Raw genomic sequence first — 25,513 nt, 5'->3', positions numbered from 1 at the left:
AATAAGAAGCCCGGACGTTGTCCGTATGCAGCCTCGCACCAGAAAGCGCTTATGCAAGCGAGCCTGCAACACGCTTTCCGGCGCAAATCTGCGCATGTCCTGACTTATTTCTTAGTTGTTGCTAAGATATTTTTCAATATCGTTTACTGCTTTCTCTTCGTCCACTCCGTCCGCTGTCACGACCACCTGCTCGCCGACCGGAAGATCAAGTGTCATCATGCCCATGATGCTCTTGGCATTGATCTTTTTGTTGTCGCTCTGGACGTAAATTGTACTCTCATAGCTGCTTGCAAGCTGCACTAACATCGCAATCGGTCGAGCCTCCAGACCAGAAGCAAGTTCGATAGTCACCGTACGTTTTGTCATAATAATCCTCCTCAATTGCACAAAGAATGGCGCTTACTAGTCTCCATTCACGTTTCGGTTCCCTGTTCCCGCAGTTTCTCCGCCATCTCACCAAGCTTCCTCAATCGATGGTTGACACCCGATTTTCCAACCGGCGGTTCCAGGTCTTCGCCCAGTTCCTTCAGCGTCGCTTCCGGTTTTAAAAGTCTTGCCTTTGCAATCTGCGCAAGACCATCTGGAAGACTTTCAAAGCCTACCGTGTCGCGGATAAACTCGATATCCTCGATCTGCTTCACAGCGGCTGACACTGTTTTGTTGATGTTTGCCGTCTCGCAGTTGACCTGGCGGTTGACATTTCCGCGCATCTCTTTCAGGATGCGGATGTTCTCCAGTTCCATCAGTGACAGATGGGCCTCCATCACATTCAGGATATCCACGATCTGGCTCCCCTCTTTAATATATACCACATAATAGCGTTTGCGGATGACAATTTTTGCATCAATGTCAAACGTTGCCATAATGGACTGGATCTGGCGGGCTTTCGCATCTGTCGCGCAGACGATCTCAAAATGGTAAAACTTCTCCGGATCACTGATGGAGCCGGATGCAAGAAAAGCGCCGCGCAGAAATGCCCTGCGGCAGCAGGGGTTCTGTACGACCACATTTCCCACAACGGAAAGATTCTCTCCGATCTCTCCGTCCTCCGTAAGAAGTTTTGTGGCTTTCAATACGCGGAGTGCATCCTCATGCTGTTTCACACAGACTGAATAGATCCTGTTTTTTCCCAGGTGCGCATTCCGCCGTATAGAGATATCAGTTTCTATATTAAATGTTTTTCTCAATAATGTAAAGCACTTTCTGGCAACTGTCACATTTTCCGTGTGGATCTTGATGCTGTAATGATCGTCCCCGGAAATCTGGATCCGTCCGCAAAGGCTTAAAATCGCCGCAATTTCGGCGATCTGGCAATGCCTTGCCGGACTCATATGCCTGGAAAGCTCTTCCTTGATCCTGGAAGAAAAAGACATACTTACTTTCCTCCATCCTTCCCCGCGTCCCTGTGTTCCAGCCGGATCTCGTACCGCCCGGACTCCGTCAGACGCTTAAATACTTCTCCTGCGATCGTCACTGAACGATGGCGTCCGCCGGTGCATCCGATCGCGATCACGAGCTGCGTTTTTCCTTCCTGTTCATATTTCGGAATCACGAATTCCAGAAGATCATTCAGTTTCTTTAAGAACTCTTCCCCGGTACCACCCTGCATCACATAGTCCTGTACCGCCTGCTCCGTTCCCGTATGGAACCGGAGTTCCTCCACATAGTAGGGATTCGGGAGGAAGCGCACGTCAAACACCAGGTCGGCATCCGCCGGGATCCCATACTTGAAACCGAAACTCACGACTGTGATGAACATGCTGCTGCATCCATCCGCTTCGCTGTAGAGATTTTCCAGCTCATGGCGCAGTTCTTTTGTCAGAAGTCTGCTGGTGTCGATGACCTGGTCCGCCTCTTTTTTTAAAAAGGCGAGCTTCTCCCGCTCCAGCTCGATTCCCTTTTCCACGCGGCCGTTTCTTGAGAGCGGATGGCTGCGTCTCGTCTCCTTGAAGCGCTTGATAAGAACTTCATCGGAGGAATCCAGGAACAGGATCGAGAACGGGTATTTATTTTCTCTCCATTTCCGGATGATAATCTCCAGATACGGCAGCTCCTCACCGCTTCGGACATCCACACCCAGGGCGATGTCCTGCTTTTCGCTCTGTCCGTTCATGACCAGCTCCGCAAATTTTTCAATTAAAAGGACCGGCAGGTTGTCGGCACAATAGAAGCCCATGTCTTCCAGTGTTTTTAATGCCGTGGTCTTTCCTGCGCCCGACATACCTGTCACGATTACAAGTCTCAACGAGAATTCCTCCCTGTATTGTGCACCTTTAAAATTCACCTAAGAGTTTTACTTCCAGCTCGAGATCTACCCCGGAACTCTCCTTTACCCGGCGTTTTACCTCATTGCAAAGTCCCAAAATATCCGCCGCCGTTCCATGATCCTTATTGATCACGAATCCGGCGTGTTTCTCGGAGACCGCGGCTCCGCCGACGGAAAATCCCTTTAAACCGGCATCCTCGATCAGTTTTCCGGCGAAATGTCCTTCCGGGCGCTTGAAAGTGCTTCCGGCGCTCGGGTATTCTAACGGCTGCTTCTCTTTTCTCTTTCTTGCCAGTTCTTCCATCTGCGACCGGATCACCTCCGGATCGCCAGGTGTCAGCTTGAATGCCGCGCGGACTGTGAAAAGTCCCAGGCGCTCCAGACAGCTCGTTCTATATCCCAACTCCAGCTCCTCGTTTTTCATCAGCTTCACATTTCCGTCCTGGTCCATCACATCTGCCCACAGGAGTACGTTCTTCATCTCGGATCCGTAAGCGCCCGCATTCATCATGACCGCACCGCCGACGGTTCCCGGGATTCCCGCCGCGAACTCCAGGCCGGTGAGTTCCTCTCTCGCCGCCGTATTCGCAAGCTTTGAGAGCATCACGCCTGCCCCGGCGATGATAATGTTTTCGTTTTTCTGAACTTCTAATTCAGCGAGACGCTCTGTGCTGATGATCGTGCCACGGAAACCTTTATCTCCCACGAGGAGATTGCTTCCGTTGCCGATCATGTACCAGGGCTGTCCTGACTTTTTACAGTCCAGGACCGCCTCGCGGAGTTCTGTCTCTGATTCCGGAATCATGAACCGGTCTGCCGGGCCGCCGACGCGGAATGATGTGTGCCGCGCCATCAGCTCATTTGTTCTGATTTCCATGAATGTTTCTCCTTTTTATTCGCCTCTTTTAGCGATATTCGCCTGCACGCGGTTGTAGAGCTCCTGGGCCGCGTTGTAGCCCATCTTCTTCTGACGGTAGTTGACCGCCGCGGACTCTACGATAACTGCCAGATTACGTCCCGGACGGACCGGAATGTTGTGGCAGACAACTTTATTTCCAAGGAACTCCGTGTACTGGTCCTCAAGTCCGAGACGGTCGTATTCCTTATCCTTATCCCACTCTTCGAGCTTGATGACCATGTCGATGGACTGGGTATCTTTTACACTCTCGACACCGAACAGGGTCTTCACGTCGATGATGCCGATCCCGCGCACCTCGATGAGATATCTTGTGATATCCGGGGCGGAACCGACGAGAGTCTCATCGCTGACCTTGCGAATCTCCACAACGTCATCACTTACGAGACGGTGTCCACGCTTGATGAGCTCCAGGGCGGCCTCGCTCTTACCGATTCCGCTCTCGCCTGTGATCAGAACGCCTTCGCCGAACACATCGACGAGAACGCCGTGAATGCTGATGCACGGGGCAAGTTTTGCCTTCAGCCAGCGGATGACTTCCGCCATGGTATCGGATGTCGGCTTCGCGGAGAGCAGGCACGGAACACCGTAATGACTGCAGAGTTCTGCGACCTCCGGCTCCGGGGTCTGGTTTCTGCAGAACACGAGACATGGGATCTTGCTGGAGATCAGCTTGTCATACATGGCGATCCGACGCTCTCTTGTGAGCCCGGAGAGGTACGCGATCTCCACGTTTCCGATCATCTGTACACGCTCATTGTCAAAATGTGCGTAGAATCCGGTGAGCTGAAGCGCCGGACGGTTCACGTCCGGGTGGGAGACAACGATCTTCTCGCAGTCCAGCTCCGGGGTCAGGTTTTTGAAATCCATTTTTTCTATTAATTCAGCTATTGTAACTCCGTACATGGCATAGTTCTCCTTTCCTGTATCTGGCCGCTGCCTCGAATCATGGCGGCAGTTCTTCGGAACAATTCGCAGCTATTCTATCGATTTAAAATACTGTGTAACTATTCAGTACCTTCATAGTTACACGCAAAAATCCATTCAAGATCAGCTTCGCTGATGGGATTTTTGTCCTCCAGCCTATGTTTTCTTACGGTCAGCGCAGCAAGTGCGCAGACCTACTGAACAGTTACAATACTGTTCTTTTTATCTTATATCCTGTCGGCATCGCTTCTGATATAAATTTACAGCTCTGCGCACAGTTATCTCCATCCTATCATATCACAGGCCGAATGTCACGAGATTTTCCTGCTTCATCCCGTGCATTTACTCCGTGATCTCCGGCGCACGGTCCTTCTCGCGGAAATAGGCGTAGACGCTCTCCGCCGCCCGCTTATTCATGCCCTCCGTGCTCTCAAGCTCCTCCAAGGTTGCATCACGCACCGCCTCCAGGGACTTGAACCGGCGCATCAATGCTTTTCTTCTCGCCGGTCCGATGCCCTCGATATCGTCGAGGACTGAGTGTACCTGTGCCTTGCTTCGCAGACTTCTGTGGTACTCGATGGCGAACCGGTGTGCCTCATCCTGGATTCTCGTCACGAGCTTGAAGCCCTCGGAATGGCGGTCGATGGGGATCTCAACATTATTATAGTAGAGTCCCCTGGTCCGGTGATTGTCATCCTTTACCATGCCGCAGACCGGAATGTTAAGCTTCAGTTCGCTCAGCACACTCAGCGCGATGTTCACCTGTCCGCGGCCGCCGTCCATGAGGATCAGGTCTGGGAACCGCGTAAAGCTTCCGAAGCTTCCATCCGGCGCTTCCGCCCCGTCTTCCTGGTTCTTTCGCTCCTCTTCCAGCTCCTCCATGCCATGGGTGAACCGGCGGGTCAGCACCTCTTCCATGGACGCGTAATCGTTGGGTCCCTGGACGGTCTTTATTTTAAATTTCCGGTAATCGTTCCGCTTCGGACGTCCGTCCTCGAAGACTACCATGGAACCAACGGACTCGAAACCGCTGATATTGGAGATATCGTAGGCCTCCATCCTGCGGACTTTTTCCAGCCCCAGCCAGTCTCCCACCTGGTTCATGGCGCCGATGGTCCGGAGTTCTTCTCTCTTGATCTTATCCTTATCCTGGTCAAGCACAAGCTTCGCGTTCTTCTGCGCAAGCTCCACCAGTCGCTCTTTCTGGCCTTTTTTCGGGATCAGGAATTTTACCGCCTGACCGCGGCGTTTCGTGAGCCACTCTGCGATGAGATCCATCTCCGGAAATTTTTCCTGCACCCATATCTCTCTCGGGATAAATGGAGTTCCCGCGTAGAACTGTTTTACAAAGCTTCCGATGATCTGGTAATTGTTGTCTGCCGTGGATGCGGAGACACGGAAATGTTCCCGGCCGATCATCTTTCCATCCCGGACAAAGAATACCTGCACCACAGCGTCCGCGTCGTCCCTCGCCATGGCAATCACATCCCGGTCTTCCATGCTATGGCTCGTGATCTTCTGCTTCTGGGCGACCTGCTTCACGCTGTTTAAGAGTTCCCGGTACTCGATAGCCTGCTCGTACTCCATCGCGTCGGAGGCCGCCATCATCTTTTCCTCCAGCATCGTCAGCACCGGAGTGTACTTTCCGTCCAGAAATTCGATGACCTCGGAGACAGATTTCTTATATTCCACCTCGGAAATATAGCCCTGGCACGGCCCTGAGCACTGTTTGATGTGGTAGTTCAGGCACGGACGTTCCTTTCCGATGTCCTTCGGAAGATTCCTGCTGCATGTCCGGAGCTTCCAGAGCTTGTGGATCAGGTCGATGGTGTCCTTCACCGCTCCGGCGCTGGTATATGGTCCGAAATACCGGCATTTGTCCTTTTTCATGGTTCTGGAGAACAGGACTCTCGGGAACGGCTCGTCCGTAGTGACCTTGATGTAGGGATATGTCTTGTCATCCTTTAACATCGTGTTGTACCGCGGGCGGTGTTCCTTGATGAGGTTGCACTCTAAAACCAGGGCCTCCAGCTCGGAGTCCGTGATGATATACTCGAATCTCGCGATCCTGGATACCATCTTCTCAATCTTGGCCGTCTTGTTCCGGCTGCTCTGGAAATACTGGCGCACACGGTTCTTCAAGCTTATGGCTTTTCCTACATATATGATCTCATCGTGCTTATCATGCATGAGATAAACTCCCGGCGATGCTGGGAGTTTTTTTAATTCTTCTTCAATATTGAAAGGAATATCATTCTCTGTCAACGCAATCTCTCCCCGTCAAACTTTCTGATCATCGCAAGGTGGCGCTTGATGAACATGATCTGGGATCCAACATCATCGCAGCCCACCGGCGGATGGATGTCCAGAACCATGCAGATATCATCCAGTTCTTTCTGGGTTGCATGGGTCTGGAGCTTTGTCAGGCATTCCAGCATCAGATCATAGTTTTTTTCGTCCATGGCATCGAAGAAGTCCAGGAGCTCCTGGTTGACGGGCTGGTCTTCATCTGGGGCCTGGGCGGTGGTGTTTTTGGCGCTGCTGTCGCTGTCTGCCGACGGCTTCTGTTCTGCTGGTGCCTGCCGCACTGGCTGAGCTGCATTCTGAGCGGAATTTTCCGCATTCTGTGGCTTTACAAGCCGTACTCTCTCAAACCGATACTTCTGCACCGCATCCGGGTATTTCTCCCGGTCGACTTCCTCTAAAAACATGTCAAGCGGACGCACCCAGATCTTGAAGTCCCCGTAGAGAGCCTGGTAGACTACCATTTCTTCCCCGGTCTCTGAGTGGGTCGCAACCGCGATGATCTGATATAACTTATTTTTAAAGTGCCGGTAGAATTCTCCCGGCACTGGTGTTTTACGAATCTGATTCATTTTGTTCTCCATTTTTACTGTTGAGCTGTTTCGGGCTCTGTCTCGGCAGATGTTTCTCCACCATCCGAACTGGCTTCGCCTTCGCCCGAAACTTCCGCTGCCGCTGCACTGCTTCCGTCCCCGGAAAGTCCCTCTAAATGGTACTTATTCGCCGCGCTCCACAGCATCCACTCCTCGTATCCGGCATCCTGGACGGCGCGGACTTCCTCCGCGACCTCAGCATCACCGTAGGTGATATAATTTCCTTCCCCGAGATATGTGGCTGTGAAGTCCTGAAGCCACGGGCGGACGATCGCCTGGCGGCTCTCATGGTTGTCGGCTCTCGACGCATCCAGCAGGACCTTTCCAGACTTCTGAAGCGCCCCGAAGATCGTTTTATACGGTTCCGTATCCGGGTGTTCCAGCCCGAAGTTTCCAGAGCTGTAGTGGGACGGGTAGATCATCGGGCAGATATAGTCGAGAATCTTCGCCATCTCCGTATAATTCTGTCCGACGGCAGTGGAATCCACGCCGCTTCCGATGATCGTGCCGAACACATCCGCAGAGACGAAAAGTCCCTGGGACGCGAGATTTTCATATAAATAATTGGTACACTCCAGGATCGTATCCGTCTTGGAACGCCCCCGGATCACTGCTTCGTCGTAGACGACCTGACCTGCCGACGCCTCGTTCGGGAATCTCAGATAGTCGAACTGGACCTCATCAAAGCCGAGATCTTTTGCCTCCGTTCCGACTTCCAGAAGATAATCCCAGACCTCCTGGCGGTACGGATCCACCCAGTACATTCCCTGGCGGTCCTGGTACAGGCTTCCGTCCGGCAGTTTCAGGCTCCACTCCGGTTTCTTCTCCGCGAGATAGGAATCCCTGAAGGCCGCGACTCGCGCGATCACATAGAGATCCCTCTTCTTGAGGCTCTCGATCAGGCTTTTCATGTCCCGTACATACGGGATACTGGCACCGATCTCGTTCACTGTCGCCGCATCCACCGGACATGTGATCCGTCCCTGATCCTCCTTAAAGTCTATGACCACCGCGTTGATTCCCGCAGTCAGGGCCCCGTCCAGAACACCGTTTAAGACTTCCTCATTTCCGGCCACCGGCCCCGTAATGTAGATGCCGCGGACCTTCTTCGCCTCGCGCCCCGGAAGCGCCGGGTTCGAGGAGTCCACGATCCGCACGGAGATCGTCTTATTTTTATCTTCCCCAGCATCCTCGATCACCAGGACACCGCTGGTCTCCTGGGTGCTCTCCGCCCCGGCTGTTGTCCCTGCTGTCTCAGTCTCCTCCGCCGCCGGTCTGCTGCATGCCGATAACAGGAACAGACCCGCCATGGAGAACGCAAATAGCATTTTTTTCATGTTCGCTCATCCTTTATTTCAATCCACAGTCAGTAATTTCACGGAGACTGGCACATTTATTGATTCCTTGTCAACAGGGAATACTGATTTTTCTCCGTCACTACTGCCATTAAGTTTTCCTGCAGTTTATTTCATCATCTGCCAGGAGATAAGAACTCAAGTTACCACCATAATATCATAAGTATATGGATTTGGGAAAGAAAAATTAAAAAACTACTGTTCAAAATGAGGTTTTTGATGGATAATAGATAGATAGGTACGAACGGCTGCCAAAAGCCGCAGGTACGAAAACTTTTTGAAAATGATCCGGATGTCTGCCCCACAGCTGTTTCAGCCGGATGTCTTTCCTGGAAACTCCAGACCGGCTCATTTTCATTTAATATGACTATTAAGAGGAGAAAAACAAATGATCAAGCAGGGTTTCGACAACGACAAATACCTCGCCATGCAGTCTGACCATATCCGCGAGAGGATCAGCAAATTCGGCGATAAATTATATCTGGAATTTGGCGGCAAGCTGTACGATGATTACCATGCATCCCGTGTACTTCCGGGCTTCGAGCCGGACAGCAAGCTCCGCATGCTCATGCAGCTGGCTGACCAGGCAGAGATCGTCATCGCCATCAATGCCGCTGATATCACAAAGAACAAGGTCCGCTACGATCTGGGCATTACATACGATCTGGATGTGCTGCGCCTGATCCATGTATTCACCGACCGCGGACTCTATGTCAGCAGTGTCGTAATTACCCGCTACGTTGACACACCGGCGATCCAGCAGTTCAAACACAAGCTGGAGAAGCTTGGCCTTAAGGTATACCGCCACTATGAGATCGACGGCTATCCGAGCAACATTCCGCTTATCGTCAGCGATGAAGGTTACGGAAAGAATGACTATATCGAGACGACACGTCCACTCGTTGTCGTTACAGCTCCGGGGCCGGGAAGCGGAAAGATGGCGACCTGCCTTTCCCAGCTGTACCACGAAAATAAGCGCGGCGTAAAGGCCGGATACGCGAAATTCGAGACATTCCCGATCTGGAACCTGCCGTTAAAGCACCCGGTAAACTTAGCTTACGAGGCCGCAACTGCAGACTTGAACGATGTGAACATGATCGACCCGTTCCATCTCGAGGCTTACGGAAAGACCACCGTCAACTACAACCGCGACGTTGAAATCTATCCTGTGCTCAGCGCCATCTTTGAGGGAATCTTCGGCGAATGCCCGTACAAATCCCCGACCGATATGGGTGTCAACATGGCCGGTCTCTGCATCTTCGATGACGAGGCATGCCGCGAGGCTTCCTGCCAGGAGATCATCCGCCGCTACTACCAGGCTCTTGAGAAGGTCGTAAAAGATGATTCCTGCCAGAACGAGGCATACAAGATCGAACTGATCATGAAGCAGGCAAAGATCTCCCCGAAGGACCGCGTTGTTGTTCCTGCCGCTGTAAATCTTGCGAAAGAGACAGATGCCCCGGCTGCTGCCCTGGAACTCCCGGACGGAAAGATCGTTCTCGGTAAGACAAAGGAGCTCCTCGGCGCTTCCGCTGCCGTTCTCTTAAACGCAGTGAAGGAGCTGGGCGGAATCGACCACTCCATCGACCTGATCTCCCCGGAGTCCATCGCTCCGATCCAGGAATTAAAGGTCCGTTACCTCGGCAGCGGCAACCCGAGACTGCACACCGATGAGGTGCTCATCGCCCTCTCCACCTGTGCTGCTACCGACGAGAACGCAAGGATCGCTTTAGAACAGCTCCCGAAGCTCCGCGGTTGCCAGGTACACACAACAGTTATGCTGTCCAATGTAGATAAGAATGTCTTTAAGAAGCTCGGCATCGGACTTACCTGTGAGCCGGTGCAGGAAGATAAGAAAATTGGGTAATTCCTAGATTGCAAAGACCGCCGTCTGCCAGTAGGATGTCCTGCGACAGACGAGCGGTTCTTTTTTCGTCCGACACTCTGTTGAAACGCAAAGTTTGTCGAAAAAAATGATTGCCTTTTCGACAGAATGTACCTACAATAGGTAGGAAGAAAACTTTGGAGAATCAGATCATGAATCAGAAATCAAGAAATGCACTTTACGCAGGTCTCGGGACTGTTTTTGCGGTCATGCTCGCGAATCCGGCTATAGCCTATGCCGGAACATGGTCCAACGAGGGCGGACCGAACCAGTGGAAATACTATACCGATGACAATACAAGCGCCGCCGACGGCTGGTACTGGATCGACGGAGATCAGGACGGCTTGGAGGAATGCTATTATTTCGATAAAAACGGCTTTATGATGGCGGACACAAGAACACCAGACGGTTTCCAGGTAAATTCCGACGGATTCTGGACCGTAAGTGGACAGGTACAGAAACGTGAAACGCCGGTGCAGGACCTTCCAACCGGACTTCATGAACAGGAAGGCGGGCTTATCTACCGCGACGAGGGCGGCGAGCTCGCTGCGAACGCCTGGAGAAGCTCGGACGGAAGCTGGTACTATTTCGACGCTGCGGGTCATGCCGTCAAGGGATGGCAGTATATTGACGGATACAAATTCTACTTCGATGAGAATGCTTGCACGCTGGTCCAGAACCTTGAGGGCATCCTCTCTGCACAGTCTTTCCAGATCGTTGTGGACCGTGCCCGCTGCCAGGTAACCGTATATGCCCCGGATGATGGAAACGGATATATCATTCCTTACCGGACCTTTATCTGTTCCCCGGGAAAAGAAAATTCCCAGACTCCAACGGGAACCTTTAAAACCACACGCAAATACCGATGGCATGCCCTCGTCGAGTCCACATACGGTCAATATTGTACAAGACTCGGCAACACCAACATCCTCTTCCACAGCGTCCCGGGAAAGACCACAAGCATTCACAACATTACCGCTGAGGAATACAACAAACTCGGCGCTCCTGCCTCCCACGGCTGCATCCGCATGACCGTTGCCGACTGCAAATGGATCTACGACCACTGCCCGTCCGGCACTGTCGTCACCGTAGGCGACAATCTTCCAGCACCGTTTGACAGACCGGAAGCCGAGAAGATTCCGGAAGGTCAGGATTGGGATCCTACGGATCCGGAGATCGGATAAACTATTTACAAAAAGGACCTGACGCTCGCAGGTCCTTTTTGTATTTCAACTGCTTCAATTGCTTAGTTCTCTTTTCCACCAATAGAACGGCTGCCATATTATTTCACTGCAATTTCTGAATATTTATACCAAAGCATTCTGCTCCTTCAATATTTCCCTGACATGCTCGATCTCCGCTCTTTCATCCACCGCCAGACACGCCGCCCCGACGCCTGCTGCATGCCCGGTCGCAAAGCATGTTCCCATAACACGCACAGCCGCAAATGCCGCCTCATCCGCCGAGATCATTCTCCCTGCCCCAAACAGATTTTTCACATTCTCCGACTGAAGTGCCCCGAGAGGAATGTCAAAATAGCTTCCCGACTTCACTTCCATATAAGTCGCCATCTTGTTGACATCCCTGTGAATCTCCGGTTTCCATCCGCCCCGGGCCACACCGTCCGGGCGCTTTCTCCCGGAGATCACGTCGTCCGCCGTGATCGTCTCCTTTCCCACCAGCTTTCTCGTCTCCCGAAAACCGATCGATGGTCCGATCACCGCCAGCTCACTGTGCTCCATTCCCGGCATATAAGTTCTCAACGCCTGGATATACCCGAGCACCTGTTTCCTCGTCTCCCTCTCCATCCGTGTCATCTCTTCCGCTGAAAGTCCTTCCGGAATAATGCTCGGAAGAAGTACATGGACGATCCCAGAATTTTCCATTTTGAGAATAAATCCTTTTTCTCTGGTAAGGTTTCTGATCCCTTCTGCCTTCGCTCTCACCACTGCCCGCTCAACCGCCGCCGGTGACAGATCCACATCCGCTGCCACACCGCTCAGCCGGAAGGTCAGCGTCGCTGCCTGCGGATGTCCGCCATCGGTTCCCCATATGAGCTTCGCACCCGCAAGTCTGGACAGATTTGCGTCTCCAGTTGCATCCACGAATGCCTTTGCTGAAACGGTAAACAGGCCTTCATCATCCGCACACTGAATCGTCCGGATCGTATTCTCCACAGTCTCTGCCCCGATCAGCACCGTATGTAAAAAATAATCCACATGTTCCTTTTCCAACAGGTTATCCAGCGCGCATTTCAAATATTCCGGCTGAAAGATAATATCCCGGTTCCCGGATGCGGAAATCTCCTCAGCGATCGTCGGACCCAGTGCCCTCATCTCATCCAGCACAAGCTGCCCGATCCCTTTCACCACCCGCACCGGATCCGATCCGCATGTATAAAATCCACAGAAGCAATTAACTCCTGAGTTCGTCGCCTCTCCTCCGAGATAAGCATTCCGCTCCACCAAAAGCGTTTTCGCTCCAGCCTTCGCCGCTCCGACTGCCGCGGCCACACCTGCAGTACCGCCGCCAACAACTACTATATCATATTGATAGGAACGCTCCATATCAAGATTCACTCCTTTTTGTAAGCACATGTTGTCAATCAAGTCAGAGCCACTACTCCCGCCGATATGAATTTACGATAATTCACGATCGGAAAAAGGTGTGGCTTATCTGACCAGGGTGAACTACCCATTGTCTTAAGCTAATGGGCTTCCTGATTCATCGACCTCGTAACCTACTATCTCCACAGGCGTTAATTTGGGCAGTCCCTGCCCTATATATTTCTTTATGCTATTTGTCTTAATCCTTCTGTCAGTATATTTTTCGCGGCATTGATATCCCTGTCATGTTCTGCTCCGCATTTCGGACATATCCATGTCCTCACTGACAAATCTTTTGTATCTGGATTCTGATACCCGCAAACAGAACATAATTGACTACTAGCATAAAATGTATCTATTTTGATGTATTTCCTGCCATTCCATTTTGCCTTATACTCTAACTGTCTTGTCAGCTCATACCATGATACATCACTTATGGCTTTTGCCAGATGATGATTTTTTACCATGTTTTTTATCTGTAAATTCTCTGAAACTATCACTTGGTTTTCGCCAATAATCTCATGTGAAACTTTATGTAGATAATCTTTTCTTATATTCCTTATTTTCTCATGGCATAATGCTATCTTTTTCTTTGTTTTATAATAGTTCTTGCTTCTCTTTCCTTTATGTGACACTTGCCTTTGCAGCTTTACAAGCTGTTTCTCGTATTTTTTTATGATTTTTAGATTCTCATATACCTTCCCATCGGAAGTAATACATAAATCTTTAATTCCTAAATCGATTCCTATGTTATGATTTGTATGTGCCAGTTCCTTATGCTCCGTTTCTACAAGTATGGACACATAGTATTTTCCACTGGAAACCTGCGAAACGGTCGCTGACTTAATCTGCCCACGATATTCCCTGTGTAACCTTGCTTTTACCGCTTTTAATTTTGGCAATTTTATCTTCCCTGTCTCAAAATCTACCGCAATGTTTCCATTTGTGAAGTTTGTTGTGTATGATTTATGGTTATCGTGTTTGCTCTTGAATTTCGGATATCCCGCATGTTCCTTAAAGAATTTTTGATATGCGGCGTCCATGTTATAGATTGCGTTGGTCAGAGCAAATTTATCTATTGCTTTTAACCATTCATAGTCTTTCTTTAATTCTCTGTTACAGTAATTATTACAATCCGTTTTACTAACTGACTTTTTCTCTTTCTCGTATATTTCTTTCCGATATGCCAATGTCTGATTGTAAACAAAACGGCAACAGCCAAATGTTTTTGCAATCTGAATTCTTTGTTCGCTATTAGGATATATCCTGTATTTATATGCTTTTAACACCCACTGCCGCCACCTTTCTACCCTTGATTTTCTATATATTTTCGGGGCATCTCTTCTGAAACATTTCCTACACTGCAGACAAAATATCCGTCCGTCCAAAAAGTATGTTCTTTCGTAACTATTCAGTAGGTCTGCGCACATGCTGCGCTGACCGTAAGAACACATAGGCCAGAAAGCAAAAATCCCATCAGCGAAGCTGATCTGGAATGGATTTTTGCTCGTAACTATGAAGGCACTGAATAGTTATGTTCTTTCCAGAAATGTTTTCGTAGATAATCCGGATATCTTTTCCAAATATGATAGGTTGTATAACTCTTCATCAGATTTACTATTTTACTGATAGACATTGTTGGTTCTGTTTCTATCATGTAATGAATATGATCTTTATCTGCCTCCATATATCTGATAATGACTTTATGCTTTTGACATATCTCATAAGAAAACTGCTTTATATCATCTGATATTTGTTTTGACATCAGCAATTTCTTTCTATACTTGCATACGAAAATAATATGATACTGTAACAAATATTTGTGTCTGTTTTTTGATTTCCACGTTCCCATAACGCAAGTATAGCACAAACCTCCACTTCCGGCTACCTTAACCCACCGTCTAAAGCCAGTGGGATTGCGGTAGCCCTATTTCAAGTCGAAATATTTGCACAACTATAACAGAAATTTTAAAAGTCCCTGACACCCGGCTGTCACATCCCGCCAGGTATTATCAAAATTCCCGGTATACCACGGATCCGCCACATCCGGCACCTTATCCGGGTTCCGCTTTCCGGCTTTAAGCTCCTTCCAGCCATCCCCGGCAAATTCCAGCATCTTATAGATCTTCTTCTCGGGATCACCGCCCGCGATCTGCGTTATATTCCGGATATTTGCCTGATCCATCCCGATCAGATAATCGAATTTCCGGTAATCCTCCCTCTCCATACATCTCGCGGTCTTTCCCGCGCAGGAGATACCTGCCGCCGCCAGCTTCTTTCGCGTTCCGGGATGTACCGGGTTTCCGGTCTCCTCATAGGAGGTCGCCGCGGATTCGATATAAAATTCAGCGGAAAGGTTGTGTTTTGCTACGAGGTCTTTAAAGTAGAACTCGGCGAGTGGGCTTCGACAGATGTTGCCGAGGCATATGAAAAGTATTTTTATCATGCCTTAAAAACTCCTTGAAAATACTGATTTTCCTTGATTTTACACCACTTTCTACGATTTGCTGTGATAGATTGTTTTCTTCGTTTTCGTCGCATATCGTGGCATAAACTCGTATATCTTATCATTCAGATTTAGTAAAAATCTTAGTAAAACAGCTCGATTTTCTCATTTTACTAAAGACTTTTTCCACTTAGGTTATCATTTAGTTGTATCAATTTTCTTAATATTTTAAGCTTCATCCTGTGAAGCTCTGCTACAAGCAATACCCAGTACTTAGTGGCGAAACGCCACTAACTGGGCAATGGTTGCACCCTTGACCGGCTAAGGCGCTTCGCCCTTAACCCGAGCAGAGTCTTTCTCCTGCACCTTGCATAAGGCTCTGTCTTTACAATCCGACAAACTTGAAATTATATGTTATTCAATCCAAAGCTTCATATAATCGCCCTCTTGATAGTCATATACTCGTTTGCCTGCTTCTTCTTTTTTCAATTACTTCAGTATCTGATAGCTCATCATAAAAAGAATAACCATCAGACCTAAAAATATCTTGACCAGTTTCTGATACATCGTTGTTGCCGGACTTATGAGTGGGTTCCAGGTTTCCTCTGTGCCAGGCATATTGTTTTTATTGCTCCAATTTTCTCCAGTTATCTTCTGGGCATAGAGACGGTTGGATGCATAAGAGAGCATTTCCTTGGCGGCTTCTGCCTCGTGTTCTGACAATTCAAGGGTTCTGCCATCTGCGAAAGAGAGCATTTTCCATTTGCCTGCTTTCTTTCTCGGGGAGGCCCATCCGCTGATGTCTGTGAGAAGCGGAAGATAGTAAACACCAGCGGCGTCCTGTTCGTCAATGATAAAATGATGAGTGACCGTGAACGATCTGTTGCTGGAAACTGGCTGCATGAGAAAATATTCCGTACAGAAAAGCTCTCTGATCTGCTTGCGCTGTCCCCATGCATCGAAGCAGGAAAGTGTCCGCATGACCGGACCAATGGTGATAAGAACGACAAACACTGCGCCTGTCAGCAGCAAAATGGCTGCGTATATCATAGTCGACGAGTAATCGCTGAAAGGCGATGCCGCTTCCCGAAGCATCACTCCACAAAGCGGAATCACCAACGCAGCTTCCAGCAGGGAAATCCCACGAAAAATGGCATTCTGGCAAAACAGATAATAAAAGCTGACAAAGGTAACAGCATTCTGCCCACTATGGTAGCGAAGCGGAATCCGCATAAGCAAAAGTTCAGATAAAAGGCCGACAAGCAGCACCGCTTCCTTGCATACAAGGATATAAATTCCATACATCCATATATAGAGCCAGGTTCTGCGGGAGCCATAAAGGGCCAGTAAATCTCCAGCCTCCGCATTTTCCAGAACACTATTCAGGATATTTTCCCCGAAAAACAGGTGATAACCGATGCCCAATATCAGTATGATCCATGCAATATAATCAGGAATGCAGGACAGCACCCAGCGTTTGCGGCTGCCGTGTTCATGCCTCTTTTGTCGTAAGAGCCCGATTCCCCATAGAATCGGATAAAGAAATGCAATAAGAAGCAGCGCAAGATTCGTTTGTGGCTGTATTGCCGTTATAAGCAGGCTCAGGCGTTTGGCCTGTGAAGCTATGCTCTGCAGATTCGGTACATGCTCAAAAATTGATAGTATCAACACGAAAATTACTGCAAAGACTCCTGGTATCGCCATCAGACTGAATGTTTCCGCTTTTGACTTGCGCTTCACCAGATTATATAGGTCGTTAAGATACAGACCTGCATTCAGATAAAGAAGTATCATTGTAAGCCAAAAGTCTGGTAAATAATCGGCATCCATCGTATATAATTGAAAGAAATCCAAGAACGCCTCTATCATTTTTCACTCTTCTCCCTATTGAGATTTATCCTGTTTATTCTTACGGAAACACCCTTGTTCATAGTCATTAAAAATGTCTCCTTTAATTCTTTAGGTTACAATCGATGATGGGGTAAACGAAAAAGCAGTTTTGACATTGCAGAGAACTGCCCCTTCGTTTACACCATTTTCGAGTTGACCTAATTGAACAAAGTGAGCGTCCGGGTAGCCGCAACCTATGGACTTTCAATTCTTTGTTCCTGTCCATGATTATATATGATTCTCGGTATGAAAGCTACAACATTTTATAAAAAACAGGCAAATGGGCATGACGATAAAACCTCAGAAACTGAGGCTTTTGAAAGTATTAGATGTTGCTCTTTAGCAGCGCAGTGGCATTCTCATCTGTGGCTTTCCGAGATGCCCACCACATGCTTTACACGCACAGACTTTGATGCCATAAAGATGTTCCAATATTTCAGGCATTTCCATGTCACGAAGCTTTGAAAGATACTTCTTACATCCAAGTAAATTTCTGCAAAGGGTGAGCTTCTGGTTTTTAGTACGGAAACATAGCAGTCCGTAGTGCCTGATGCGGACAAAACGCCTTGGTGGTACATGCATGAGAAACCGCCGGACAAACTCTACACCCGAAATGGTCAGTTCCTTCCACTGTCCCTCATTACGGTAATCCTTTACTAAGAATGTAACGGTATCATCATCCATACGGACGATGCGGTGATTGCTGACGGCAATGCGATGAGTATACTTACCAAGGTATTTCATTACTGTTTGAGCACCATTGAATGTCTTTTTACAATGAGGAATCCAGTCCATACCATAACAGGAATCTAAAAGCTCCTTGAACGTATAATGGTTACGAAATTTTTCTGCAGTACCATGAAATACCAGCTTATCCTCTTCCCACAGCCTCTTTAGTTCCTCCAGATATTTTCCGCGGAACACTTTGGAGATGACCCGGATGGGAAGAAAGAAATTTTCACCATTGTCCTTCCACTGGTTGTTGGAAGCCAGTCCTCCACCCAGCAGGATGGTATGAATGTGGGGATGAAAGTTCATTTCAGAACCCCATGTATGTAAAATGCAGATGTATCCCACCTTTGTGCCGAGATGTTTTGGGTCGGCAGTCAGTTCGCTGATTGTGGAAGAAGCTGCATGGTATAAGGCATCATAAAGAAGTCTCTGGTTGCTGTAAATGACAGGGTTTAAAATATCAGGAACCGTAAAAACCAGATGGAAATAAGGAGCATCAAGGACATCCTCTCTGCGTGCATCCATCCACATTTCTTTCGGAACAGCCTGACACATGGGGCAGCAACAGTTACGGCAGGAATTGTAATGAATCTGTATGAAGCCACAATCCTCACATACACATACATTTGCACCATAGGCACCGGTCTTGCAGTTCATGATGTTATGTGCAACCTTTGCCTGTACAGGGGAAGGTGAATATTGATCAAGGTATGCCGGATAAAAACGATGAAAAATATCCTGTACTGTGGGCTTATCCATTGGCTGTACCATCCTTTCTGTCAAAAGGACCACTATACTCGCCTTCCAGCAGTCCAAGATAAAAACGGGGATAATAATAGCTAGTGTCCGGCACTAACGGAAGTCCAAGCTGGGACGCCATTTTTTATAATCTTCCCAATTCGTTATCAACTTTCATTTGGAGCAATGCAGTTTTTTCCCCCATATATTGCTTAGCCACCTTTAGAATTGCCTTATCATTTCCTAAAATTTCTAACACAGTAACAGAAAAAATATTAATCAAATGTGAATCATTCTTATTTAATATTTCTTCAAAATAATTAAACATATTGCTTAATAATTCAGCATCTTCATTCTTAGCTAATAATGTTAAAAGCTCCGGCATAAAAATATCTTCTATTACAACTGTTTCTAATACTTCTCCATATTCTTTTACACTTTCAATGTATGCATTCTTCGTTGATGGAAAAAATTCTTGCATTTTTTCAAAAAACTCTCTTACATTTTTACTCACATTTATATTTTCCAATCAATTAAATAAACTTACGGCATTTTCTAAATCATCTATCAACGCTTCCACTACATCTAAATCATTAAGTCCTAATTGTTCTATTAGTTTAATCTCCATAGCAACCTATAAACATATCAAAAAATTATTATTCTCTTACGAACTTAAACCTGAAAAGCAACTATTATCAAATTTTTTGAATTTATGTTAACATCAATAGATCATACTAAATACTTCTTAACTATATTTATTATTTTTTCATTTTTCGTTCTTTCAGCAATATCTAAAACACTACAATTTCTTACATATTCGTTTGAATAAGCTACTATCAAATCCCTGTAATTTTTCATAAGTTCCTCTACAAGAAAGGCATTTGAAAAACGAATCGCACTAACTAAAGGATTATCGTTCATCTCTCTACTATTAATAACAATACCTTCATCTATTAATTTTTTTGCAATTATATTATTGTTCTTTTTTATTGCCGTCATAAGTTCCAAACCGTCAAAAGCATTAATATCTATACCATTTTCAATAAGCCAAAGTGCTTCCTTTTCTTTCCCTTCTGTGATTGCATAATTAAGTAACGAACCTTCAGGGACAACTATATTTATTAAATCGTTATTCAAAATATAATCTTTAAAGCCCTCCAAATCTCCTGCCAATTCCAATACCTTAGCTATTTTTTCAAAATTTTCTTCGTTTTCTCCCCAAAAGTTTTTTTCCGAATAATTCAAATAAAATTCCTGATATTCTTCAGAATCAAAAGTCGGTCCTGTTAAAACTGCATCGATAAATTCTATTGGCGGTATATATTTTCCACTTAATATATCATCTATAATAACATTAGGAGCTGCATATCTTATTTTCTTTTTTAAATCAATGATACGTATTTCTCCAAACCCTTTTACATACTTTTTTCCATCAATCTCTGTTTCACGACATACACCATTCAAGTCGCTATTTAATGGATTCTCACAATAAGAAGTCAACTTTTCTATGAATATTGAATTAAATGTCTCTTTACTTTCCACTGTACTATCAAAATTTGTATTCCACCCAATATTGTAAGCATTTTCAAAATGTTGATAACAATACTTTGTCATATCAGAATTCATTGTTCTCTATCCTCGTATACAAATCATATATTTATATAATTTGACATAAAATACAGCTAATGATGCTTGTTTATATCCTTCTAGTTTTAATCTTTTGCCAGAATGGCTAAATAAGCTAATTACCAGTTAATGTACTCTTAAAGTCTTCATACATTTTAAAAGTAATTTTCAAAATTTCTTCTAAATCCTCATATGTTCCTATGATAGGTTTTTTTATCCTGTAATTATTATCAATAAGTCTCCTTGAATATGTTCCCCAAGGAGCCCCAAGAAGCAATTCTCCATTTTCTCTGACTATCCAAACTAAATCTACCATTCCATATCTCAGAATAATATGAACTTCCAAAGTAATCTTTCCAATTTGTTCTTCCTTGATTTTATAAAATTTTTCTTTTACATCAAACACCGGAGAATAGCCTAAATTTTGAATTATCTCCATGACCTCTTCACTATCAATATAAGCCAAACGATTACTTGAAGGTGTTCTTTTAGCATTAAATTTATTAGATAATTCTTCATATCGCTCAATAAAGCCAATTTTAATTAGAGCATTCTTAATCTTAGAATTTAATTCTATCATTGCACTTCCTTCGCAAATTTCAATTTGATTGAAATGTTTATCCCCTTAAACTTTCCAATTCACTTAATGAAAGTCCCTTAACTAAAACGCTATCTTTCTTTGAATCGAGAGCATATTTTTCAACATCATTTAACGCTGTAAAATAATCTGCATCTCCGATAATCGTATCTTTTGTTTATATAAACTATTACTGAAATCACAATATACCATTCTGTCTCCTTAAACCTCAAGGCTTATGTACTGTTCGTCATATAACTAACAAAAGAATCTATTCCCAAAGTGCATTTATTTTATCTGGCAATATATCCCTCAGGGACTTCTTCCGTTCTCGGCAGACTGTACACCTCGTAATAAGTACAGTCTTTTTCTTTGACCTCACTGTAATAGTTGAGGCTGTACAGTTCTCCGTATCGGAAGCAGTTTTTGTGCTGTTCGGCTTTGGCTGTCTTAAGAATTGCCGCCAGTGTGTCGCAGAAGTCCACAGTACGGATTTTCTTTCGCTTAGTCGCTCCGATCTCCGTCTTAACTCTGTTTATTTATCTGTTTGCATGCAGGAAATTCCATATTTTTGAATCATCTTGAAAAGCATGGATAAAAATTCATCTTTTCCATGTGTCAGGAATTTGAAACTGATCTTGTAAGTACCTTCCCGTGTGTACAGCCGCAGCTTCATCCATTCCGCTTTTTCCGTTTTTTCCACTGCAGCCATTTCGATTCTTTGGATGTTTCTCCAGTAAAGTTCACGTTTTCTGTGCAGTGGGTATTTGATGGTCATTTTTTCCTGTGAATACCGGATATTTGTATTGAGCATCACGACCAGGAACACGATACTGATGACTCCGCAGACAGGTGCAAACCAAAGCGCAAACTTCTGGGAGAAATCACCCTGCAGAAACTGCTGTATGATGCTGTTCTCCGCTGCTGCGGGCACCAGACTTGCCATATAAATCAGGAGAATGCCGATGCCCATAGCTGCCAGAAGATAATACTCGGAGCCATAGCGCAGAATACATTTTTGCGATTCTTCGTACATATGGGAACGATAGTAGCTGGCAATCTTTTCTGGGCATGTTTTCTTGATCATATCGCAAAATACATCATAATTTACCATTCCGAGCCTTGCGGTAAGAACCTTGGTTCCATCCAGAAGATATAAGTTGACTGCATTGTCAAAGTTACCGTCTACTTTTCGGATTTCCTCCCACTGAAAGGTTCTGGACTTGCGAAAGGGCTTTTCAATCCGGACTTCCCTGCTGTTAAAATAAACGCAGTCCCGACCTGCCACATTCCCGCTGAAAATCAGAAGCATGCAGCTCAAGATTGAAGTTATGACGAGCAGGCTCCACATCAGCCGCGCTTCTGCAGGTGCGCCGTCTTTTATGTAAAGTACGAGGAAAAAGGCAACAAAAAGAAGTTGGAATACGCCTACTGCATAAGCGACATACCGTCGTCCTGGCGGCTGGCATAAGATTGCCATCCCTTTGGGGATACGCGCTATCTGCCGTCGGTTTCTTCCTGTGATCAGATAAATGATTTTTGTAGTCAATAGCAAAACCAGCGAAAAGATCAATTTCTCCATGCTTTTTATTCCATCCTTATCAATCTATATTTGGTATAGAACATGTACTTACTCCTGTCTTTAAAATGTATGTCATCTAATTATCTCAAAGTGCGAATTTGCCCTTTTACTTTACTCTTTGAACCACTTTTAATAAGCAATCCTAAAATAATCCAAATACTCCTTATACTTGTCCTGCGCAGTCAGGCAGGTATCTGTCAGATAGCCTTTTTCGTTGTCCCATTCCTTCAATCCACGATAATAGGACAGCTTCAAATTATCCTCAATGATAAACGGAACGATATTGTATTTCAGGCACTCCTTAAACATGATCAATCTGCCCACACGGCCATTGCCGTTCTGGAACGGATGGATCCGCTCAAACTTCACATGGAAGTCCAGAATATCCTCAAAGGACTTTTCTTCCTTGGCGTTATATTCCGTCAGCAAGGCCTTCATTTTATCGGCAGCTTCTTCCGGAAGTGCGGTTGCCACGCCGCCAACTTCATTCGGCATTGTTTTATAATCGCCTACAGCGAACCAATCTTTTCTGGAATCACTTGTACCACTTTTCAGAATCAAGTGAAGTTCCTTGATAAACTTCTCTGTCAGTGCTGCCTTTGCATGACCAATAATCATATCAATACAACGGAAGTGATTTGCTGTTTCAATCACATCGTCCACATTCAGCACTTCTTTTTCTACACCAATGGTATTGGTTTCAAAGATGTATCTGGTCTGATCATGGGTCAGACGGCTGCCCTCGATATGATTGGAGGTATATGTTAAATCAATCTGTGTCTTATGGTAAATGCCTCCGGAATACTTACTTACCTTCTGCTCCTGCAAAATATCCAGCAAGGTAATCGGCTGTTCTTTCTTTTTATTGGAACGCTCCGGCTTCTCTGCATTTTCGGGAATATTCCATGTCTTGCCGGTAAGAAACGCACCGTTCACACGCCCCTGGGCGCAGTAATTTCGAACGCTTCGTTCCGACACATTCCATTTTTTCGCTATTTCATTAACTGAACGATATTGCATCCATATCCCTCCACTTTTCTAACGTTAAATCAAGTTAATCCTTTGTGTCCGTCAAATTTTCCATCTTAAACACATAATAACCTTCATAGTAATAACTGTGATCAATACCCTTCATATAAATTTCTCGATCATTTACATGATCCGTAAGTGCATTTTTCAGAAGAAACTTTATTTCGATATCTTTGATAGGACTTCGCTCCATGGCAAGCAGATAATCTTCTTTATCCACCTTGCTCCAGTCAACCACATAGCCGATTTCTTTTTTCAACATCAAGTCAAGCCATATTCTTGTACTTCTCCCATTTCCCTCTCGGAACGGATGAGCCACGTTCATTTCAACATATTTTTCGACAATTTCATCAAAAGTTGACTGTGGCATTTTGTCTATATTCTGTAACGCTGTTTCCAAATACATCAGCGGAGCAAATCTAAAATTTCCTTTTGAAATATTAACCTTTCGTAATTTACCGGCAAAATCATAAATCTCATCAAAAAGACATTGATGGATCATCGCAAGACTTTTATAAGTCCCTGGTTCTAATGTCTCAAAAAAGCCACTTTCAAACATTTCAAGCGCTTTTTGCTTACTGATTCTTTCTTCCATTCTTGCTAATTCTGTAGAATCTGTAATACCTAATTTATTTTCAAGCATAGTTTCCCTCACATTCTTCATGCGATCACTTTTCCAGTCACAAATCTATTTTTATAAGTATACCATAATATCGGCAATAAATCCATTTTATTATGAATATTCAACTTTTATTTTGCCGTATTTAATAGTTCTTCCTTCCTATTAACATAAAAAATGGCAAAGTGCTTATCGACAACATTTCACCGTTGGATGTTGGTAAATAAAATATCCTATAAATACGATTGGTGTGAAAATTCCCCTCATCCTGTTTTTATTTCTCACAAACTATGATACAATCATTAGAAATAGCCGACAAAATCCAAGGAGGAAAGCAACGTGGAGAAAAAACGGATTCGGGACTTTGGAATCGTACCCGGAAGAGTGAAAACAGGAAAAAGAAATGCGATTACGGATGTACCTGGTGTACTGGTAGGACACTGTACTGTGAACACAGAAGAAAATCATACCGGTGTGACCGTGATCATCCCTGGACCGGACAATGCATTTGCAAATCACTATACGGCGGCAGCCTATGTCCACAATGGATTTGGAAAAAGTGCCGGTCTGGTACAGGTAGAAGAGCTTGGGACTCTTGAAACACCGATTGCCCTTACAAATACGTTAAATGTCGGAAAGGTTTGGGATGCACTTGCCGGTATCGTGATCGAGCAGTGCCAGAATGATGGGCTGGAACCAATGAGCATTAATCCGGTCGTTGGCGAGTGCAATGACTGCCGGATCAACCAGATCCAGAAACGTGCAGTTGGTGAAAAAGAAGTGCGGCAGGCTTTTGCGGTCGCTGCCGAGGAGTTCGAAGAAGGGGATGTCGGCGCCGGCGCCGGTACCATCTGCTACGGCATGAAGGGCGGAATCGGATCTGCGTCCCGCGTGATCTGTATTGGTGAAAAGGAATACACCATCGGCGTTCTGGTTCAGTCAAACTTTGGTGCAACCGAAGACTTTGTGCTGAACGGAGAAGCTGTTGGTCCAAAAATTCTGGAATGGAAGCAGGAAAAGAATGATATGGCTGCATCCGAAGAAGACAAAGGTTCGATCATGAGCATTCTGGCTACCGATCTCCCATTGACAAGCCGTCAGCTCAAACGGATCCTGAAAAGAACAGGGGTCGGCATCGCACGAACCGGCGGTTATACGGGACATGGAAGCGGGGAAGTCATGATCGGCTTTACAACCGCAAATCGGATCCCATCCGGTCGCGAGGAGGAACTGCTCCAGATATCAGCAATTCCGGAGCATGTGATCAACCGGGCTTTTCTTGCTGCGGCGGAAGCCGAACAGGAAGCGATCTTAAATTCCATGACGGCAGCAAAACAGACACGCGGAAGAGAGGGAGAGCTGTATTACAGTCTTGCAGAATATCTTAAGGACAGGGAAGCCTGAACCTCAAAATAGACTTGA

24 protein-coding genes and 2 pseudogenes are annotated in these 25,513 nt (G+C 46.0%); 3 read left to right on the top strand and 23 right to left on the bottom strand.

Features of this window, described 5'->3' with window-relative positions; genetic code table 11:
- Nucleotides 1-111 precede the first annotated feature (111 nt).
- From DXA87_RS04555 to DXA87_RS04520, 8 genes are all read right to left on the bottom strand, one after another.
- Nucleotides 112-366: an HPr family phosphocarrier protein gene (locus DXA87_RS04555; protein ID WP_015552596.1), complete on the bottom strand. Its 255-nt coding sequence runs from the start codon at nucleotides 364-366 to the stop codon at nucleotides 112-114.
- Between the two features lie 47 nt (nucleotides 367-413).
- Nucleotides 414-1,373 carry a DNA-binding protein WhiA gene (gene whiA / locus DXA87_RS04550; RefSeq protein ID WP_021905251.1) on the bottom strand — a complete coding sequence of 320 codons (960 nt, stop codon included), beginning with the start codon at nucleotides 1,371-1,373 and terminating at the stop codon, nucleotides 414-416.
- Between the two features lie 2 nt (nucleotides 1,374-1,375).
- Entirely contained in the window at nucleotides 1,376-2,245 is an 870-nt protein-coding gene (rapZ, locus tag DXA87_RS04545; RefSeq protein WP_117470045.1) for an RNase adapter RapZ, read from the bottom strand.
- A 28-nt stretch (nucleotides 2,246-2,273) separates the two neighbouring features.
- Nucleotides 2,274-3,143: a UDP-N-acetylmuramate dehydrogenase gene (gene murB / locus DXA87_RS04540; RefSeq protein ID WP_117503420.1), complete on the bottom strand. Its 870-nt coding sequence runs from the start codon at nucleotides 3,141-3,143 to the stop codon at nucleotides 2,274-2,276.
- Between the two features lie 15 nt (nucleotides 3,144-3,158).
- Complete coding sequence (hprK, locus tag DXA87_RS04535) at nucleotides 3,159-4,088, bottom strand: HPr(Ser) kinase/phosphatase (protein WP_117503419.1); 930 nt, start codon at nucleotides 4,086-4,088, stop codon at nucleotides 3,159-3,161.
- A 363-nt stretch (nucleotides 4,089-4,451) separates the two neighbouring features.
- Nucleotides 4,452-6,374 (bottom strand): excinuclease ABC subunit UvrC, encoded by a 1,923-nt coding sequence (gene uvrC, locus DXA87_RS04530; RefSeq protein WP_343221128.1) that lies wholly within the window; start codon nucleotides 6,372-6,374, stop codon nucleotides 4,452-4,454.
- Complete coding sequence (locus DXA87_RS04525; protein ID WP_117503418.1) at nucleotides 6,371-6,985, bottom strand: DUF1653 domain-containing protein; 615 nt, start codon at nucleotides 6,983-6,985, stop codon at nucleotides 6,371-6,373. Before DXA87_RS04525 ends, uvrC begins: the two co-directional genes overlap by 4 nt.
- Before the next feature lie 14 nt (nucleotides 6,986-6,999).
- The gene (locus DXA87_RS04520; protein WP_117503417.1) at nucleotides 7,000-8,343 is read right to left on the bottom strand and encodes a putative glycoside hydrolase; all 1,344 of its coding nucleotides are present in this window, start codon (nucleotides 8,341-8,343) and stop codon (nucleotides 7,000-7,002) included.
- A 409-nt stretch (nucleotides 8,344-8,752) separates the two neighbouring features.
- Here DXA87_RS04520 and DXA87_RS04515 point away from each other — a divergent pair, with 409 nt between their 5' ends.
- Together DXA87_RS04515 and DXA87_RS04510 are read left to right on the top strand one after the other, a co-directional pair.
- Complete coding sequence (locus DXA87_RS04515) at nucleotides 8,753-10,228, top strand: DUF1846 domain-containing protein (protein WP_117470130.1); 1,476 nt, start codon at nucleotides 8,753-8,755, stop codon at nucleotides 10,226-10,228.
- A gap of 170 nt (nucleotides 10,229-10,398) precedes the next feature.
- A complete protein-coding gene (locus DXA87_RS04510; RefSeq protein WP_133304047.1) occupies nucleotides 10,399-11,430 on the top strand; it encodes a L,D-transpeptidase in 1,032 nt (343 codons plus the stop codon).
- Between the two features lie 123 nt (nucleotides 11,431-11,553).
- Here DXA87_RS04510 and DXA87_RS04505 read toward each other — a convergent pair whose 3' ends face one another.
- The 15 genes and pseudogenes from DXA87_RS04505 to DXA87_RS04440 form a co-directional block, all read right to left on the bottom strand.
- Nucleotides 11,554-12,813, bottom strand: a complete 1,260-nt coding sequence (locus tag DXA87_RS04505) for an FAD-dependent oxidoreductase (RefSeq protein WP_117472246.1) — start codon at nucleotides 12,811-12,813, stop codon at nucleotides 11,554-11,556.
- Nucleotides 12,814-13,037: 224 nt separating this feature from the next.
- Nucleotides 13,038-14,141 carry an IS200/IS605 family element RNA-guided endonuclease TnpB gene (gene tnpB, locus DXA87_RS04500; RefSeq protein ID WP_117470050.1) on the bottom strand — a complete coding sequence of 368 codons (1,104 nt, stop codon included), beginning with the start codon at nucleotides 14,139-14,141 and terminating at the stop codon, nucleotides 13,038-13,040.
- Between the two features lie 17 nt (nucleotides 14,142-14,158).
- Nucleotides 14,159-14,254 (bottom strand): annotated as a pseudogene (locus DXA87_RS04495) (transposase); the annotation flags it as partial.
- A gap of 111 nt (nucleotides 14,255-14,365) precedes the next feature.
- A complete protein-coding gene (gene tnpA / locus DXA87_RS04490; RefSeq protein WP_242990570.1) occupies nucleotides 14,366-14,704 on the bottom strand; it encodes an IS200/IS605 family transposase in 339 nt (112 codons plus the stop codon).
- A gap of 102 nt (nucleotides 14,705-14,806) precedes the next feature.
- Complete coding sequence (locus DXA87_RS04485; RefSeq protein WP_117470051.1) at nucleotides 14,807-15,298, bottom strand: low molecular weight protein-tyrosine-phosphatase; 492 nt, start codon at nucleotides 15,296-15,298, stop codon at nucleotides 14,807-14,809.
- Nucleotides 15,299-15,787: 489 nt separating this feature from the next.
- Nucleotides 15,788-17,167 carry a hypothetical protein gene (locus DXA87_RS04480; RefSeq protein WP_117503416.1) on the bottom strand — a complete coding sequence of 460 codons (1,380 nt, stop codon included), beginning with the start codon at nucleotides 17,165-17,167 and terminating at the stop codon, nucleotides 15,788-15,790.
- A 360-nt stretch (nucleotides 17,168-17,527) separates the two neighbouring features.
- Nucleotides 17,528-18,679 carry an IS91 family transposase gene (locus DXA87_RS04475; protein WP_117503415.1) on the bottom strand — a complete coding sequence of 384 codons (1,152 nt, stop codon included), beginning with the start codon at nucleotides 18,677-18,679 and terminating at the stop codon, nucleotides 17,528-17,530.
- Nucleotides 18,672-18,800 carry a hypothetical protein gene (locus tag DXA87_RS18610; protein WP_015552622.1) on the bottom strand — a complete coding sequence of 43 codons (129 nt, stop codon included), beginning with the start codon at nucleotides 18,798-18,800 and terminating at the stop codon, nucleotides 18,672-18,674. The genes DXA87_RS04475 and DXA87_RS18610 overlap by 8 nt, the downstream gene beginning before the upstream one ends.
- Before the next feature lie 3 nt (nucleotides 18,801-18,803).
- The gene (locus DXA87_RS04470) at nucleotides 18,804-19,172 is read right to left on the bottom strand and encodes a resolvase (RefSeq protein WP_117503414.1); all 369 of its coding nucleotides are present in this window, start codon (nucleotides 19,170-19,172) and stop codon (nucleotides 18,804-18,806) included.
- Between the two features lie 215 nt (nucleotides 19,173-19,387).
- A complete protein-coding gene (locus DXA87_RS04465; RefSeq protein ID WP_015552623.1) occupies nucleotides 19,388-20,284 on the bottom strand; it encodes an ankyrin repeat domain-containing protein in 897 nt (298 codons plus the stop codon).
- 115 nt (nucleotides 20,285-20,399) lie between these two features.
- Nucleotides 20,400-20,864 carry a hypothetical protein gene (locus DXA87_RS04460; protein ID WP_117503413.1) on the bottom strand — a complete coding sequence of 155 codons (465 nt, stop codon included), beginning with the start codon at nucleotides 20,862-20,864 and terminating at the stop codon, nucleotides 20,400-20,402.
- A gap of 311 nt (nucleotides 20,865-21,175) precedes the next feature.
- Nucleotides 21,176-21,388 (bottom strand): annotated as a pseudogene (locus tag DXA87_RS18335) (site-specific integrase); the annotation flags it as partial.
- An 8-nt stretch (nucleotides 21,389-21,396) separates the two neighbouring features.
- Nucleotides 21,397-22,443, bottom strand: a complete 1,047-nt coding sequence (locus tag DXA87_RS04450) for a hypothetical protein (RefSeq protein WP_117503412.1) — start codon at nucleotides 22,441-22,443, stop codon at nucleotides 21,397-21,399.
- A 129-nt stretch (nucleotides 22,444-22,572) separates the two neighbouring features.
- The gene (locus DXA87_RS04445) at nucleotides 22,573-23,463 is read right to left on the bottom strand and encodes a Fic family protein (protein WP_117503411.1); all 891 of its coding nucleotides are present in this window, start codon (nucleotides 23,461-23,463) and stop codon (nucleotides 22,573-22,575) included.
- Nucleotides 23,464-23,497: 34 nt separating this feature from the next.
- Nucleotides 23,498-24,115 carry a Fic family protein gene (locus tag DXA87_RS04440; RefSeq protein WP_117470131.1) on the bottom strand — a complete coding sequence of 206 codons (618 nt, stop codon included), beginning with the start codon at nucleotides 24,113-24,115 and terminating at the stop codon, nucleotides 23,498-23,500.
- 315 nt (nucleotides 24,116-24,430) lie between these two features.
- On the opposite strand from DXA87_RS04440, the gene DXA87_RS04435 reads away from it, so the two are divergent.
- Nucleotides 24,431-25,495, top strand: a complete 1,065-nt coding sequence (locus tag DXA87_RS04435) for a P1 family peptidase (protein WP_117503410.1) — start codon at nucleotides 24,431-24,433, stop codon at nucleotides 25,493-25,495.
- The last annotated feature ends 18 nt before the right edge of the window (nucleotides 25,496-25,513 follow it).

The organism is Desulfotomaculum sp. OF05-3, assembly GCF_003435535.1.
Lineage (GTDB): Bacteria > Bacillota > Clostridia > Lachnospirales > Lachnospiraceae > Pilosibacter > Pilosibacter fragilis.
The sequence above is the reverse complement of the archived record's forward strand: the minus strand, read 5'-3'. Positions and strand labels throughout refer to the sequence as shown.

What these genes read in the sequence shown, in the direction of transcription:
- DXA87_RS04555 (WP_015552596.1), bottom strand. Translation starts at nt 366, where the DNA reads ATGACAAAACGTACGGTGACTATCGAACTTGCTTCTGGTCTGGAGGCT.
- whiA (WP_021905251.1), bottom strand. Translation starts at nt 1,373, where the DNA reads ATGTCTTTTTCTTCCAGGATCAAGGAAGAGCTTTCCAGGCATATGAGT.
- murB (WP_117503420.1), bottom strand. Translation starts at nt 3,143, where the DNA reads ATGGAAATCAGAACAAATGAGCTGATGGCGCGGCACACATCATTCCGC.
- hprK (WP_117503419.1), bottom strand. Translation starts at nt 4,088, where the DNA reads ATGTACGGAGTTACAATAGCTGAATTAATAGAAAAAATGGATTTCAAA.
- DXA87_RS04525 (WP_117503418.1), bottom strand. Translation starts at nt 6,985, where the DNA reads ATGAATCAGATTCGTAAAACACCAGTGCCGGGAGAATTCTACCGGCAC.
- DXA87_RS04520 (WP_117503417.1), bottom strand. Translation starts at nt 8,343, where the DNA reads ATGAAAAAAATGCTATTTGCGTTCTCCATGGCGGGTCTGTTCCTGTTA.
- DXA87_RS04510 (WP_133304047.1), top strand. Translation starts at nt 10,399, where the DNA reads ATGAATCAGAAATCAAGAAATGCACTTTACGCAGGTCTCGGGACTGTT.
- DXA87_RS04505 (WP_117472246.1), bottom strand. Translation starts at nt 12,813, where the DNA reads ATGGAGCGTTCCTATCAATATGATATAGTAGTTGTTGGCGGCGGTACT.
- tnpA (WP_242990570.1), bottom strand. Translation starts at nt 14,704, where the DNA reads ATGGGAACGTGGAAATCAAAAAACAGACACAAATATTTGTTACAGTAT.
- DXA87_RS04485 (WP_117470051.1), bottom strand. Translation starts at nt 15,298, where the DNA reads ATGATAAAAATACTTTTCATATGCCTCGGCAACATCTGTCGAAGCCCA.
- DXA87_RS04480 (WP_117503416.1), bottom strand. Translation starts at nt 17,167, where the DNA reads ATGATAGAGGCGTTCTTGGATTTCTTTCAATTATATACGATGGATGCC.
- DXA87_RS04475 (WP_117503415.1), bottom strand. Translation starts at nt 18,679, where the DNA reads ATGGATAAGCCCACAGTACAGGATATTTTTCATCGTTTTTATCCGGCA.
- DXA87_RS18610 (WP_015552622.1), bottom strand. Translation starts at nt 18,800, where the DNA reads ATGGCGTCCCAGCTTGGACTTCCGTTAGTGCCGGACACTAGCTATTAT.
- DXA87_RS04465 (WP_015552623.1), bottom strand. Translation starts at nt 20,284, where the DNA reads ATGAATTCTGATATGACAAAGTATTGTTATCAACATTTTGAAAATGCT.
- DXA87_RS04460 (WP_117503413.1), bottom strand. Translation starts at nt 20,864, where the DNA reads ATGATAGAATTAAATTCTAAGATTAAGAATGCTCTAATTAAAATTGGC.
- DXA87_RS04450 (WP_117503412.1), bottom strand. Translation starts at nt 22,443, where the DNA reads ATGGAGAAATTGATCTTTTCGCTGGTTTTGCTATTGACTACAAAAATC.
- DXA87_RS04445 (WP_117503411.1), bottom strand. Translation starts at nt 23,463, where the DNA reads ATGCAATATCGTTCAGTTAATGAAATAGCGAAAAAATGGAATGTGTCG.
- DXA87_RS04440 (WP_117470131.1), bottom strand. Translation starts at nt 24,115, where the DNA reads ATGCTTGAAAATAAATTAGGTATTACAGATTCTACAGAATTAGCAAGA.